The sequence below is a fragment of the Bacillus sp. BD48 genome, from assembly GCF_046566805.1.
GTDB classification, from domain to species: domain Bacteria; phylum Bacillota; class Bacilli; order Bacillales; family Bacillaceae; genus Bacillus; species Bacillus safensis.
Window position 1 is genome coordinate 188,748 of the sequence record NZ_JANGFM010000006.1, and the last position, 15,038, is coordinate 203,785.

The following is a 15,038-nucleotide window of genomic DNA, read 5'->3' on the forward strand; positions in this document are numbered from 1 at the left end:
TAGAAGGTTTAATGGCAAAAGTGACGGGTAAAAGATTCGTAAGACGTTAAAGGAGGAATATAAAATGAAACCTGTTGTAAGAGAGTATTCAAATGATGAAACACTTCAAAGAGATGTAGAGCAATTAAAATCACTCGGTGTTGCAAGAGAGGACATTTATGTTCTGTCCCATGACGATGACCGAACAGAGCGTATTGCAAGTAATGCAGATGCCAATACGATAGGTACAAGCGAAGTTGGACTTAAACATGCGGTTGGAAACATCTTTAGTAAAAAGGGAGATGAGCTCCGCAATAAAATTCATGAAATTGGTTTCTCCAAAGAAGAAGCTGAAACATTTGAAGAACATTTAGATGAAGGGAAAGTGCTTCTCTTTGTGACAGATCATGAAAAAGTGAAAAACTGGGCATAAACGCCAGCTGAAAAAGCCTCTTACTTTTGTAAGGGGCTTTTTTTCATGCCGCCATGTCTGAAGGAGAGATGACCATCTTTTTTACTATAATAAGTAAATACTGAAGTATGGAATAAATAGTAAACTCTCTAATTGAAAATGCCGTTATACCAATGAAAATCATGGAGAATCAGAAAAAAATAGTCGAAATATCACAAAAAACCATTCGGGAAATAATCATTGTATCTTTCTATTTTGAATCAAAATTAAATAAAAAACTTGTGTAATTTAGTAGATAAATTTCTTAGTTCTATTGGTTTAAATTGTATTTTTATGTAGAAATAAGTGTTTTAAGGTCAAAAAACCACGAAAAATACCTGTATTTTCAATTAGAAAATTCATTTTAATGTTTAGGAAATAATTTGTTGACAAAATAAACTAAAAACAATATATTTGGCTTAATCCAGTCATTATGGAATTAGTTGTTAAATTTCTGACGGGTTTATTCGAAGCATAATCTAGTAAAGGGGGTGGCAGGAACCAAGGCGTAAGCGCCTCTTAGATACAAAAATGTCTACTAGAACAGAGCAAATATCGTTTACTTGAAGAAAAAATGATAGCCATTCTAAACAGTAGATTGATCTTTCTACTATGTGCACTTTACAAGAGATAGTCAAAAGGCGTTAAGTCCTTATACAAAAGAGAAAGCGTTTTCAATGAAAATTGTGAGTTGATCGAACGGTGAAGGAGGTGAGCTCATATGAAAAAAAGAGAGAACAAGCTGAGGCGATGCGGCCTTCGAACGGCTGCATATGAGGGTGAATGCTGAAAAAGAAGAGTGAACATGTGGGATGCTTCTCTCCTTTTTCAGAAAAACAGATTTTCCTAAAAAATCCATCTTTCATTTTATCATAAGGTTTTTGGCTTGAAAACCACCTTTGCCCGAAAAGAAGATTGTGAATTGAAGGAGGTTTCATGATGAAAAAGGCTTTGTACCATGAAGACAGTGGGCTTTATTTAGAAAAGATGCGCATGGCATTCCAAGAGCATTATGAGCAAAGAACAGATATGTGGTCCACTGATCCATCCTTAACAGACGCAGCAGTGATGTCATTAAAGGCATGGCGTTCAAGGGAAAAGAATGCACTTGCTTCTGTGCTGGATATCGGGTGCGGCAACGGCCGTGCACTTGAACATTTAAGCGGGCTTTCCGCATATGTCGGTATCGACCTGTATGAGCATGAGGAATGGGAAGGGTTACAGAAAAGAGAAACGGTTCCTGTCCAATTTGTTCATCAAGATTTTATGTCATGGTCCATGGATCAGGGACGCGGGATGCAGTTTGATTTAATTTTAGATCATGGCTGCTTTCATCATCAACATCCTGATGATCATGAACGTTATTTAAAACAGGTCTCTTCTTTGCTTCATGAAGGCGGTGTCTTTTCACTTGTTGTCTGGGGAGAGCAGTGGAAAACAGGATTAATCGGAGAAGATGGCCGTTTCCATTTTTCATTTTCAGATTCTCAGCTTGGAGAAAAAATTTGTACATCAGGTCTTGAGCTTGTATCCATATCACCACTACAAGCGAAGGCCGGAATCAGCCAGCATCATGTCATTGCTGTCAAAATCTAGTACAAAGGTGAGTGGTTCAAGCAGAGGTGTTCATGGTAAGAAAGAGCGGCTGCCAATCAAGGGCGTTTGCTGCTCTGATAGAAAATAAAGCATATGAACCAAGATTTCTGCTCCTTTGTACTGGAAAAGGACAAGGTCTAAAACGATGAGAGACACTGCACATCCATTTCCTTCTGCGGGAACACACAGGCTGATGGAGTGCGTACACATATTCATCACTCCATCACTGCGCTACGGGAGTCGATTTGGGTGCAGTGATGAATAGGGGGGAGACAAATGAACAAGTTTGTAGATGAATTACAATCAATGATTCATCATTTTACCTTTCAAGAAAAACACTATTTGCTCGTGGGACCTGTGAATTTGCCAATTTCCATTCAACATGAAGAAGTGCCATTTAAGTGGTATGCCTTCGCGCCTGTTGAACGGGATACAAAGCCAACGATCGAATCTATTGTCCAAATGAGTATTGCGCAGCAAACCTTTTCCTCTTGTCTCTTATTTGGCGACTTTGAAAATGAACTGCCGCCGCTTGTGCGAATCCATAGTGTCTGCCAAACAGGGGATGTGTTTGGGTCACTGAAATGTGATTGTGGTCCTCAGCTTGCGTTATCGCTGAAGAAAATCACCGATTATGGAAAAGGCATGCTTGTGTATATGGCCAATCAAGAAGGGCGGTCTATTGGGCTGATGGCAAAAGCATTGACGTATAAATTACAGGAAATGCAGCTGGATACTTTTGAAGCCAACCGCCTGATCGGCTGCGGGGATGATGATCGGCATTACGAGGAAGCAGCAGCTGTTTTGCACTATTTAAACAAAGGGAAACCATTGCATTTACTAACGAACAATCCAGATAAAGTCGATTCTATTGCAGCTTACGGTCTTCCTGTTTTGCGGTTTGATCATACAGTCGAAGCCTCTCTCTACAATGAAGCCTATTTAAAGGCAAAAGCAGCCTCAGGGCATATGGTCGATGAGAAGAAATTAATTAATCAATAGACGAGTTTACTTTAAAGAAGGCGGGAGAAAAGCGTGAAACCTGATATCAATTGGATTAAAATCCCAAGCGGCTATGCAACGATTGGAAGTAATGAAGAAGATATGAAAAAGGCATCAGAATTCTGGAAGGACAAGCTGCTCAATCCAACCTATGGCCGGGAGAAAAAATTTCAAAAATGGCTGTACAAAGAATTCCCTTCCTATCAGCCGTATATCAACGAATTTTTTATCTCAGATACGGTCGTCAGCAATGAACTGTATCAAAGCTATTGTGATGAAACAGGCCAGACATACCCGGAGAGTTTAACGAACGAAGAGCTTGGCGGGGGACAAGATCATCCAGCTTGGGGAATGGACATTGAGGAAGCCTTCTCGTTCTGTCAGTGGCTGAGCGGGAAACTTGGGATTGATGTGTCGATTCCTACTGAAGAAGAATGGGAGTATGCTGCCCGGGGCAACACGAGAAATCAATACCCGTGGGGAGATGAGTTTGATCCTTCTTACTGCAATACACATGAATCAAATATTGAAAAAACGACGCCTGTCCGTCATTACGAAAAGGGCCGATCCTTATTTGGGCTTTATGATATGGGGGGCAACGTCGAGGAATGGGTCAACACCAAATATCACGTATATGAAGGCGGCATCGAGGTCGTCGATGATTTAACGGAAACACTCGGAAGTGATTACTACATTTTAAAAGGCGGCTCCTTCGCAAGAGGCGGAGATTTATGCAGAGTCGCAAGAAGACACGGGAAGCACCCAGATCCCGTTTTTCGATTTACTGGTTTTCGTTTAGTGACTCGTCAAAAACAACATATAAAGGTGGGAGTGTAAAACTATGCATAGAGGACCGATTACATCTGTTTTATCAACTCAGCACGACCAAATTGTTTACACTGGCGGCTATGACCGCTGTATTTATCAGTGGAACCGGGCGACGGGAGAAGGAACGTTTATTGGCAGTCACGAGCATATCATTAACTCTTTATCTCTTTCTGAAAACGGAAAGTATTTAGCGAGTGCATCGTCAGACTATACAATTCAATTGTATGATACAGGCACACATACTCGAATCCGCACGTTGTTTGGTCATGCAGATGATGTAGAAGCCGTTGCTTTTGCGAAGCAGGATACTTTGCTTGTATCCGTGTCCAGAGATAGAAGATGCTTAGTTTGGGATATTGAAACGGGCGCTATTTTAAGAGAATTCCATGGCCATAGCAAAGATGTATTAGCTGTATGGATACATGGTGATAAAGCTTATACAACAGGTGATGATGGATATGTCCTTGTATGGCTGTATGAGACAGGAGAAATTGTAGGGGAAATCGGCCCGTTTGATTATGAGCTGGATACGATCAGCGGCAGCAATCAAAAAGAAGTATTCGCACTTGGCAGAGATGATGGTACCGTTATTATTTACGATGCAGCTACGTTACAGGAGAAGAAAATCATCAAAGCCCATTTACAGGGCGTCAAGCGAGTGAATTTTTCTCCAAGCGGCAATTACTTGCTGACGGCAGGCTACGACCATTTAATTAAGCTGTGGAATTATGAAACAGGTGATTTAGTTGATACGCTGCTGCCTCATAAATATCAGTGGGAGCGCTCGCTTGTCTGGACAGAGGATGAGAAATCAATACTAGGAGCCAGCTTTGGAAAAACATATTGTGAATGGTCGATCGAAAAAGGAAAAGTCGTATCAGATGAGATCGAAATGGCGACACCATCTATCAATGATATTGCGCTGACTGATGCGGGTGATATTATTACCGCTTCCGATGATGGAAAATTCAGAAAAAACGGGATTGAAATTGCCAAATCGACGGGCGTTTTAACAAATGGAGTAGCTGTTGCACAGGATGGAAGCTATTATGCGTGGGGAGACCATGCAAGTCAAGTGCATATTGTTCATGAATCATTACAGCAAATGGTTTCGTTCGATCTCAACACAGGTCCGGTCAACAGCGTGTATTTCCATGAGGAGGATCGTCAATTTTATATTGGAACTTACGGCGGATATGTCCATGTCATTTCGACAGAACACTTAAAGGAAATCGGCCGTTCCAAAGCACACGATTGTGCGGTCAAAGCATTAAAGGTAGAAGGAGATCATATCATCACAGCAGCAGTTGAAGGAACCATCTGTCTTTTAGATAAAAAGAGTTTGTCTTTAAAAGCGGAATACATCGGTGCGACAGAGCTGTTAAATGATGTCTTTATTGATAGTAAACGAGACCGTATCGCCATTGTCAGCCGTGACAAGAATGTGAGATTGTTTGATTTGCATACAGGAAGAATTTTAGACCAGCATAACGAACACCAGTATTCGATTAAATCGGTCACAGTTACAGACTCTGGCTATATTGTAAGCGGTGATTATTGGGGCTATATCGTTGTGTGGAATCCAGAGCTGGATGTCAACACCGGCCCAATTAGAATTGCCCAAAATGGGATTAGTGCCATCAGACAGTTAGGCAATGATGTATACGCAAGCTCATATGACGGCGGGATTTATCACGTTCGAGAAGATGGGACGCATACCGAAGTACTACGCTTATTTGAACAATTTCCGAAAGAAGTAATCTCTCATTAAGAAAAAGAATGTAAGCGGGGGATTCTCATGATAAGTGTTTGCAAGGAACATATGAAAAAAGGTCTGTCTGTACTCAATTGTCCGCATGTGCTCCTCATTAATAAATATGAATGTCGCAAATGCTGTTTTTGTAAACAACGAGCATCTTATAAACTTTTTTATTCCTTGCCTTACTATGATCGATCTGAAAAGAAACGGATGGAAAAAATATAGCACATGAGAATAGAACTCCTTCATTTGCTGAAGGAGTTCTTTCCCTTGAAAGAGAGGAAAGGAGACTTACATGAAAGACGATGTTTTTTATATGAAGCTAGCGATTGCCAACGCAAAGGCCATGAAAGGACAAACCTCGCCAAATCCGCTTGTCGGAGCAGTGATCGTCAAAAAAGGTGAGATCGTTGGAATTGGTGCTCACATGAAGGCGGGCGAACCGCATGCTGAAATTCATGCGCTGCAAATGGCAGGAGAAAAGGCGAAGGGAGCTCATCTGTATGTGACGCTCGAACCTTGTTCGCATCATGGAAAAACAGGTCCTTGCTCAGAAGCCATTATAAAGAGCGGGGTGAAACGTGTGGTCATTGCTACTCAAGACCCAAATCCACTTGTAGCAGGTAAAGGGGTCACGATGTTGAAACAAGCAGGGATAGAAGTAGAAGAAGGGATATGTAAGCGGGAAGCAGACAGCTTAAATCTTCCTTTTTTTCATTCCATTCAATCAGACCTTCCTTATGTCATATTAAAAACAGCCATTTCATTAGACGGGAAAATTGCAACAGCTCATCAAGAAAGCAAATGGATTACAGGAACAGAAGCGAGGAAAGAAGTGCAGCAATTACGTCAAGAAGCAGATGCTGTGATAACAGGCGTCGAAACCATTATTCAAGATGATGCAGGTCTTATTGTGAAAGATTCAATCGTGACACAGCCCATTCGTGTCATTTTAGATTCCACCTTAAGGATTCCGCTTCATGCGAAATGTTTAAATGACCATATGGCGGAAACCATTATTTGTACCTCAAACAAGTACGATCAAAAAAAATATCATCAACTGATGCAAAAAGGGCATCAAGTTTTTGTTACAAGCGGAGAAAATCGGACAGATCTTCAAGCGGTATTACGTATGCTGAAAAAGCGTTCTGTGATGTCGGTGCTTGTAGAGGCGGGAGGGAGTGTGAGCGCATCATTTCTAGAAGCGTCACTTGTGAACGAAGTCATTATTTATATGGCACCATTATTAATTGGAGGGAAAGATGCACCTACTTTCTTTGAAGGAGAAGGTATGAAAACATTAAAAGAAGCCATTCGGCCGGTAGATATGGATTATAGTATGGTAGGAAAAGATTTAAAAATGACGATGAGACTTTAATGAAAGAAAGACCTTGTGCATGAAGTGCAAGGTCTTTTTGATTATTTTAAAAAATAAAAGTGTACATACACCTTTCCAAGTCATGATGAATACGATGGATGGGGGTGATTCCATGAAAAGATGTAGGCAATGTGGTAAGACATATCCAACTCATTCGACAGACCACTACCAAAAAGGAAGCTGGTATGATGCGTATAAGGATGATGGCTGGGAATGTGATAGTTGTAAAAAAGGGAAATCAGAAAAGCCAAGGAAATCAGTGAAAAATCCTTGCTGCGGAAAAGATCCTTGTGTTTGTGTGATTCAAGGTCCGCCAGGCGGGAGAGGAAGAAGAGGCCCAGCAGGCCCAGCGGGTCCAGCGGGTCCGGCAGGCCCAGCAGGTCCAGCAGGTCCAATCGGTCCAACAGGCGTAGGTTTAACAGGCATCTTGGCATTTGATCCAGCAGTAGCACCAACCTACCCAGTAGGGCAAGTGGTGACATACGATGGCAGTACGTACGTGGTCAATTCAGCACCGCCATTAGGTACGCCGGATACGTCGGCAGATTATACATTATTAGCCGCTGCTGGTGAAACTGGTGCAACCGGAGCTACGGGTACAGGAGCCACAGGAGCAACAGGAGATACAGGAGCGACCGGAGTTACAGGCGCTACAGGAGCAATCGGAGCCACGGGAGCCACAGGTACAGGAGCGACCGGTGCAACAGGAGATACAGGAGCGACCGGAGTTACAGGTGCTACAGGAGCAACCGGAGCCACGGGAGCCACAGGTACAGGAGCGACTGGTGCAACAGGAGATACAGGAGCGACCGGAGTTACAGGCGCTACAGGAGCAATAGGACCTACGGGAGCCACAGGTACAGGAGCGACCGGTGCAACAGGAGATACGGGAGCCACCGGCGTCACAGGAGCCACAGGAGCTACCGGGATAACGGGCGATACTGGTGCGACCGGAGTTACCGGAGCCACAGGAGCAACCGGGGTAACGGGTGATACTGGTGCGACCGGAGTTACCGGAGCCACAGGAGCCACAGGAGCAACCGGAGTAACGGGTGATACAGGAGCCACAGGAGCCACCGGCGTAGGGTTAACCGGCATTGTGGCATTTGACCCAGCAACAGCTCCAACCTATCCAGTAGGCCAAGTGGTGACATATGAAGGTGGAACCTATGTTGTGAATACAGCTCCACCAACAGGTACACCAGATACGTCGCCAGACTATACGTTATTGGCAGCCGCAGGTGTTACCGGAGCCACAGGAGTAACAGGTGCAACGGGTGATACAGGTGCCACGGGAGTTACAGGCGCCACAGGTGATACCGGAGCAACTGGTGTAACGGGTGATACAGGTGCCACGGGAGTAACTGGAGCGACCGGAGCAACTGGTGTAACGGGTGATACAGGTGCCACGGGAGTAACTGGAGCGACCGGAGCAACTGGTGTAACGGGTGATACAGGTGCTACGGGAGTAACTGGAGCGACCGGAGCAACTGGTGTAACGGGTGATACAGGTGCTACGGGAGTAACCGGAGCGACCGGAGCAACTGGTGTAATGGGCGATACTGGTGCGACCGGAGTAACCGGTGTAGGATTAACTGGCATTCTGGCGTTTGACCCAGCAACAGCTCCAACCTATCCAGTAGGCCAAGTGGTGACATATGAAGGTGGAACCTATGTTGTGAATACAGCCCCACCAACGGGTACACCAGATACGTCGCCAGACTATACGTTATTGGCAGCCGCAGGTGATACCGGAGCCACAGGAGTAACCGGAGCGACCGGAGCAACCGGAGCAACTGGTGTAACAGGTGATGCCGGAGCCACAGGAGCGACCGGAGCAACTGGTGTAACAGGTGATGCCGGAGCCACAGGAGCGACCGGAGCAACTGGTGTAACAGGTGATGCCGGAGCCACAGGAGCGACCGGAGTAACTGGTGTAACGGGTGATACCGGAGCAACTGGGGTCACAGGAGCGACCGGAGCAACTGGTGTAACGGGTGATACCGGAGCAACTGGGGTCACAGGAGCGACCGGAGCAACTGGTGTAACGGGTGATACCGGAGCCACAGGAGTCACAGGAGCGACCGGAGCAACTGGTGTAACGGGTGATACCGGAGCAACTGGTGTAACGGGAGCCACAGGAGTTACGGGTACCGGAGCCACCGGAGCAACAGGAGCCACAGGAGTAACCGGAGCCACCGGAGCAACAGGAGTCACAGGAGCCACCGGAGCATCTGGTGTAACAGGTGATACCGGAGCAACAGGAGTCACAGGAGCGACCGGAGCAACCGGCGTCACGGGAGCCACAGGAGTCACAGGTACAGGAGCAACAGGCGCCACCGGTCCAACAGGAGTGACAGGATCGAGTGCGATCATTCCGTTTGCTTCAGGTACACCTGCTGTATTGACAACAATTGCAGGCGGTCTCGTTGGAACATCCAGCTTGATCGGATTTGGTAACTCAGCGACAGGTGTCAGTATTGTAGGTGGAATCATTGATTTAACAGGCGCTGCAGGCACTTTACTCAACATGGCGTTTTCAGTTCCGAGAGCCGGAACAATCACGTCATTTGCCGGCTATTTTAGTACGACAGCAGCTCTTTCTTTGGTCGGCACGAGTATTACCGTAACGGCTAGTTTATTCGCTTCACCGACACCAAATAACAGTTTCACTCAAGTAGCGAGTGTCACTTTAGCACCAGCTTTAACCGGTGTTTTAACGCTGGGTGCGATTGCAAACGGTATTGCGACTGGTCTAAATGTACCAGTCACACCGGAAACACGATTGCTTGTTGTATTCTCCGCATCAGCTACAGGTCTATCCTTAGTGAATACCGTAGCAGGCTATGCGAGTGCTGGTTTATCTATCACGTAATAGGCATACAGGGGCGACTCGATTTTGAGTCGTCTTTTTGTTTGAAAGAATTTTCTCTTAACTTAGTAAGAAAAAATGATATCATTTTCTTAGAGTCTATTCGGGTGAATCTACTGAATTAGGGGTTGTAGCGGTGAGGATGGGCAAAAGGAAAGTCACTTTGCAAACGAAAATTTTGGGGTTAATTATCGGGCTTTTGCTTGTGGTCATTGCATTATTAACCATTTGTTTTGGTTTTTTGCAGACATCAGAAAGGCAGGGACAAGCTGAACAGCTGGCGGTGCAGACCGCTAGAACGATATCATATATGCCGCCCATTAAAGCATCGGTGGCTCTATCAGCGTCCCAAAATGAAGAACAGGCAGTGCTTGAGCAAATGAAGGAGCAAGTAAGAGCACATGCCATCTTCATTACCAATCGAAAAGGAAAGGTCCTTGTTCATACGAATCATGAGGACGTAGGGAAAACCATCAGTGTTTCGGAAGGAAGAAGTACCCTCTTATTTGGAGGAACCTCCATATCAACTGATGATTCTAATGGTGAAACCGTTGTCAGAGGCAGTGCACCCATTATGAAAGAAACAGAAGGGCATGAAGAAATTATTGGGACAGTCACCGTCGAATTTTTAAAAAAGGAAATTGATCAAGCGACAGCTCATCAGCTATCGAAGCTTAGCTATATTGCCCTTCTTGTGCTCTTGCCGGGCATATTCGGTGCGATTTTTTTAACAAAGAGTATTCGCAAAGATACATTAGGACTTGAGCCGCATGAAATTGCTTCGTTGTATCGAGAAAGAGAAGCGATGCTGCTCGCTATAAAAGAAGGGATTATTGCGTTTGACCAGAAAGGCGCGATTACGATGATGAATACATCAGCTGAGCAAATGCTGCGCGTCTCATCAGAGCTGCCCCTTCATATTGATCAAGTCTTGCCAAATGCCAAACTTCTTCTCTATTTAAAGTCAGAGACGATTGAACCTAACATCGAAACCGTCGTCAATGATAAAACCTATGTCTTAAATGTGAAAAAAGTAATGCAGGACAATCGAGTATTCGGAGGGATTGTGAGCTTCAGGGAGAAAACAGAGCTGACGAAGCTGCTGGATACATTAACAGAGGTCAGCCAATATTCGGAAGACCTGAGGGCACAAACGCACGAATTCTCAAATAAGCTGTACGCCATCTTAGGCCTGCTTGAGCTGAAGCAATTCGATGAAGCGATCGACTTAATTAAAGAAGAATATCATCTGCAAAACCGTCAGCACGATTTACTCATGAAGCAGATTCGTTCTCCTAAAATACAAGCCATCTTACTTGGCAAGTTAGGGAAAGCATCTGAGAAAAAAGTCCATTTCCACATTGATGAAAATAGCTCACTAGAGCCGCTTCCAGCTCATTTAAGTCTATCTCACTTTATCACCATCATTGGCAATCTCGTAGATAATGCCTTTGAAGCTGTAATAAATAAGGAGAAACGCGAGGTAGACCTGTTCATCACAGATATTGGGTTTGATATTATCATAGAAGTGTCAGATTCAGGTGATGGAGTGAATGAAGAGGAACTGTCACAGATTTTCACAAGAGGCCATTCGTCAAAGGGAGAAGGGCGAGGCTATGGGCTTGCGAATGTGAAAGAAGTATTGGACGAGCTTGGGGGCTGGATTGAAGTTGCGAACCAAAAAGAAGGCGGTGCCATCTTCACTGTATACATACCGAAAGGCACAAAGGGGGAATAGATGGTGATTAAGGTACTCATTGCGGAGGATGATTTTCGAATCGCTGCCATTCATGAATCTTATATACAAAAGATAGAAGGGTTTAAGGTCGCCGGAAAGGCAAAGAGCGCAAAGGATATGTGGGAGGCGCTCCAGAGGGAACAAGTTGATCTCATCTTGCTTGATGTCTATATGCCTGATGAACTTGGCACAAATTTGCTGCCGCTTTTAAGAGAACGCTGTCCGGAAGTAGATGTGATCATTATCACGGCTGCAACAGAAACAACGCTTTTAAGGGATGCACTTCATTACGGAGTGGTTCATTATTTAATCAAACCGGTGACCGCACAAAAGTTTGCACAAGTCTTAACCGAATATAAAGAAAAGAAAGACATCATCAATTCAAAGGATGAAGTCAATCAAACGATGATCGATCTGTTTTTTGGGCAAATGCAGGAAGAGCCAAAACAAAGGGATGACAGAGATCTCCCCACAGGCATCAATTCATTGACCTTGGATAAAGTGAAAACATTGATGGCATCAGAGAATAGCGGGATTACAGCAGAAGAACTCGGAGAAAAGATGGGTGCATCACGTACAACGGCGAGACGGTACGTAGAGTATCTCGTGACAACAGGGGAATGCCGGGCAGAGCTTGCATACGGAATCATTGGCAGACCTGAACGGAAATATTACCCTGCCAAACAAGCGGAGTCTTAAAAGATGAAAAAAGGAATACTTTTTGTTATCGTGCTCTGCCTTTGTATGACGCTCACCTTTAATGAAAAAAAGGCCGGTGATTCTTTCCTGCAGCAAAGCTCCTTATATATTGTGGTGTCGGGTGTACCAGAGGGGGGATTTGACCAAACGGCTCAGGTGATGAAATCAGTGCTTGAACAAGAGAAGCTGGTGAACCGGCCTGTGAACATTCTTTATCAAAGAGGCGGAACGGTGGATAAAGGATGGACATACATGATGGAGCGAGAAGCCAACTATATCAGTTTAAATTCAAGTTTATTGTTAAGCCGTAATTTACTTGGCAGCAGTAACGTGACGATGAATGATGTGACACCGCTGGCAATTCTTGCAGAAGAGTGGCAGGTCGTCGCAGTCCCAGTAGATTCTCCTTTTTCAAATGGGAAGGAGCTGTTACACGCACTCAAGAAAAAACCAGATTCCTTAAAAATTGGGTTTGCCCCTGACTTTGGAAATGATGATCAAATCTCATTCGCCCGGGCAGCAGAAATGGCAGGGATTGATCCATATCGCATTCAATTTTTGAAATTTGACAGTGCAGATGATTTATTTCAGGCGCTCATTAACCATGAGGTGGATGCAGCAACGACTACCATTACAGAGGTTCGTCATGATTATGAAAAAAAGAGGCTGAAGCTCGTAGCGACGACAACCAGCCAGCGCTTAGATGGATTTGAAGATGTGCCGACATGGAAAGAGCAGGGCATTCCGCTCATCTTTTCCCATTGGCGCGGTGTGATGGGCCCAAAACAAATGAGTCAGCATGACATTCGTGAATGGGATCAGCTTCTTCAAAAAATGACGAAAACGAAGTCCTGGAAAAAGCGATTAAAGCAAAAGGGCTGGACAAGTCGTTATATGAACAGCAAAGAGGCAAAGCTCTTTATGGAAGATCAATTAAGGCAATATGAGCAATTGATACAAGGAGAACAAGCGGTCGAATAAGACCGCTTCCAGCGTGTAGCCAAACCCTTACATTCGGTGTCAGTCCTGCGTGCTGGTGCTCACGAATCTCACATTCGCTCCGCTCCAGTACTCGTCCTTCTTAGACTTCAAAGGTTTTCTATCACGCTGAAAAGAAGACAAAGGGCTAAAATAAACATGATTTTAGCCCTTTGTCAACAATCTGTAAGCGGTCTATTAAGACCGCTTTTTTTCATTGAATCAAAAAAGCCCAATGGTTGAACAAAATGAACAAAAAGCATTTATCGACCGAAAAAGAATTAAAATTCATAATATTTACTTCAATTCCCACCTCAGATATGATGACAAAAAGGGTTGGAAATGGGATACCAACACATTAATGAAAGCGTATACAACATAAGGGGTGAACAATATGTTAGCGATCTTAGGATTTCTTATGATGATTGTATTTATGGTTTTGATTATGACGAAACGTATGTCTGTTTTAACGGCATTGGTGTTAACACCGATTGCATTTGCTCTTATTGCAGGTTTTCATTTTACTGAAATTTCAGACATGATTGTCAAAGGCGTGCAGCAAGTCGCACCAACAGCGGTCATGATTATGTTTGCGATTTTGTACTTTGGTATTATGATTGATGCGGGTTTATTTGATCCAATGGTGGCGAAGATTTTAAAAATCGTCAAAGGCGATCCTTTAAAAATCGTGGTCGGAACAGCTGTCCTGACGATGCTTGTTGCACTTGATGGTGACGGGACAACGACGTACATGATTACAACAACAGCGATGCTTCCATTATTTACGCTGCTTGGCATCCGTCCAATTATTTTAGCGGGAATTGCCGGAGTTGGCATGGGAATTATGAATACAATTCCATGGGGAGGAGCCACACCTAGAGCCGCGAGTGCACTTGGCGTCGATCCTTCACTTTTATTTGGCCCGATGATTCCAGTCATTGGTGCAGGGGTTCTCAGTATGATTGTTGTGTCTTATTTTCTTGGAAAAGCCGAAAGAAAACGTCTCGGTGTCATTGAACTTGAACAGCCGATTCATGCAAATGAAATGGCAGCGGCACTGCAAGACGACATTAAACGGCCGAAGCTTTGGTGGTTTAACCTGGCGCTGACTTTGTTATTGGTGCTGCTGCTTGTATCAGGTAAAGTCAGCTTAACTGTTCTATTTGTTCTTGCTTTCTGTGTGGCGATTATCGTGAACTATCCGAACTTGGATCAGCAGCGTGAGCGAATTGCGGCTCACTCAACAAACGTTTTAGCCATTGCTTCGATGATTTTTGCGGCAGGTGTTTTTACAGGTATTCTAACTGGAACGAAAATGGTCGATGAAATGGCGATTTCGATTGTATCTGCAATTCCAGAGCAGCTTGGCGGCTTTATTCCAGTCATTGTCGCATTAACAAGCGGGATCTTTACTTTCTTTATGCCGAATGATGCATACTTTTATGGCGTACTGCCGATCCTATCAGAAACAGCGGCAGCATACGGTGTCGATAAAATTGAGATTGCGAGAGCCTCTATTATTGGACAGCCGATTCATATGTTAAGTCCACTTGTTCCATCGACTCATTTACTTGTTGGGCTTGTTGGCGTATCACTGGATCAGCATCAGAAATTTGGGATGAAATGGGCTGTGCTGGCAGTCGTCGCTATGACTGTAGTGGCGGTTCTCATTGGGGCCATTTCCATCTGGTAAACAAAAAAAGTGTCTGCTGTGAGCAGGCATTTTTTTTAGGTCATATTGCCGGGCAGGCTCCATTC

Annotated in this window: 12 protein-coding genes; 11 read left to right on the forward strand and 1 reads right to left on the reverse strand. The window is 44.4% G+C overall.

The features are described from left to right. Positions 1 to 64: 64 nt before the first annotated feature. Both ACLGGR_RS17480 and ACLGGR_RS17485 read left to right on the forward strand, forming a co-directional pair. Entirely contained in the window at positions 65 to 412 is a 348-nt protein-coding gene (locus ACLGGR_RS17480) for a YflT domain-containing protein (RefSeq protein WP_251217054.1), read from the forward strand. A gap of 957 nt (positions 413 to 1,369) precedes the next feature. Beyond that, on the forward strand, positions 1,370 to 2,026 hold the full coding sequence (locus ACLGGR_RS17485) for a class I SAM-dependent methyltransferase (protein WP_142946380.1): 657 nt from the start codon (positions 1,370 to 1,372) through the stop codon (positions 2,024 to 2,026). 30 nt (positions 2,027 to 2,056) lie between these two features. On the opposite strand, the gene ACLGGR_RS17490 is transcribed toward ACLGGR_RS17485, so the two are convergent. After that, entirely contained in the window at positions 2,057 to 2,242 is a 186-nt protein-coding gene (locus ACLGGR_RS17490) for a hypothetical protein (RefSeq protein ID WP_410973578.1), read from the reverse strand. A gap of 60 nt (positions 2,243 to 2,302) precedes the next feature. Here ACLGGR_RS17490 and ACLGGR_RS17495 point away from each other — a divergent pair, with 60 nt between their 5' ends. From ACLGGR_RS17495 to citM, 9 genes are all read left to right on the forward strand, one after another. Then, positions 2,303 to 3,028: a GTP cyclohydrolase II gene (locus ACLGGR_RS17495; protein WP_410973579.1), complete on the forward strand. Its 726-nt coding sequence runs from the start codon at positions 2,303 to 2,305 to the stop codon at positions 3,026 to 3,028. A 33-nt stretch (positions 3,029 to 3,061) separates the two neighbouring features. Next, complete coding sequence (locus tag ACLGGR_RS17500; RefSeq protein WP_142946378.1) at positions 3,062 to 3,865, forward strand: formylglycine-generating enzyme family protein; 804 nt, start codon at positions 3,062 to 3,064, stop codon at positions 3,863 to 3,865. A 4-nt stretch (positions 3,866 to 3,869) separates the two neighbouring features. Further along, entirely contained in the window at positions 3,870 to 5,627 is a 1,758-nt protein-coding gene (locus ACLGGR_RS17505) for a WD40 repeat domain-containing protein (RefSeq protein ID WP_410973580.1), read from the forward strand. Positions 5,628 to 5,910: 283 nt separating this feature from the next. After that, complete coding sequence (ribD, locus tag ACLGGR_RS17510; RefSeq protein WP_410973581.1) at positions 5,911 to 6,993, forward strand: bifunctional diaminohydroxyphosphoribosylaminopyrimidine deaminase/5-amino-6-(5-phosphoribosylamino)uracil reductase RibD; 1,083 nt, start codon at positions 5,911 to 5,913, stop codon at positions 6,991 to 6,993. Between the two features lie 112 nt (positions 6,994 to 7,105). Further along, positions 7,106 to 9,868, forward strand: coding sequence for an exosporium glycoprotein BclB-related protein (locus tag ACLGGR_RS17515; RefSeq protein ID WP_410973582.1), 2,763 nt, complete (start codon positions 7,106 to 7,108; stop codon positions 9,866 to 9,868). A gap of 139 nt (positions 9,869 to 10,007) precedes the next feature. Further along, complete coding sequence (locus ACLGGR_RS17520; protein ID WP_410973583.1) at positions 10,008 to 11,603, forward strand: sensor histidine kinase; 1,596 nt, start codon at positions 10,008 to 10,010, stop codon at positions 11,601 to 11,603. 3 nt (positions 11,604 to 11,606) lie between these two features. Next, entirely contained in the window at positions 11,607 to 12,302 is a 696-nt protein-coding gene (locus tag ACLGGR_RS17525) for a response regulator (RefSeq protein ID WP_025092679.1), read from the forward strand. Between the two features lie 3 nt (positions 12,303 to 12,305). Next, positions 12,306 to 13,283, forward strand: coding sequence for a tripartite tricarboxylate transporter substrate-binding protein (locus ACLGGR_RS17530; RefSeq protein ID WP_410973584.1), 978 nt, complete (start codon positions 12,306 to 12,308; stop codon positions 13,281 to 13,283). A gap of 391 nt (positions 13,284 to 13,674) precedes the next feature. Continuing rightward, on the forward strand, positions 13,675 to 14,973 hold the full coding sequence (citM, locus tag ACLGGR_RS17535) for an Mg(2+)/citrate complex secondary transporter CitM (protein ID WP_410973585.1): 1,299 nt from the start codon (positions 13,675 to 13,677) through the stop codon (positions 14,971 to 14,973). Positions 14,974 to 15,038 lie beyond the last annotated feature (65 nt).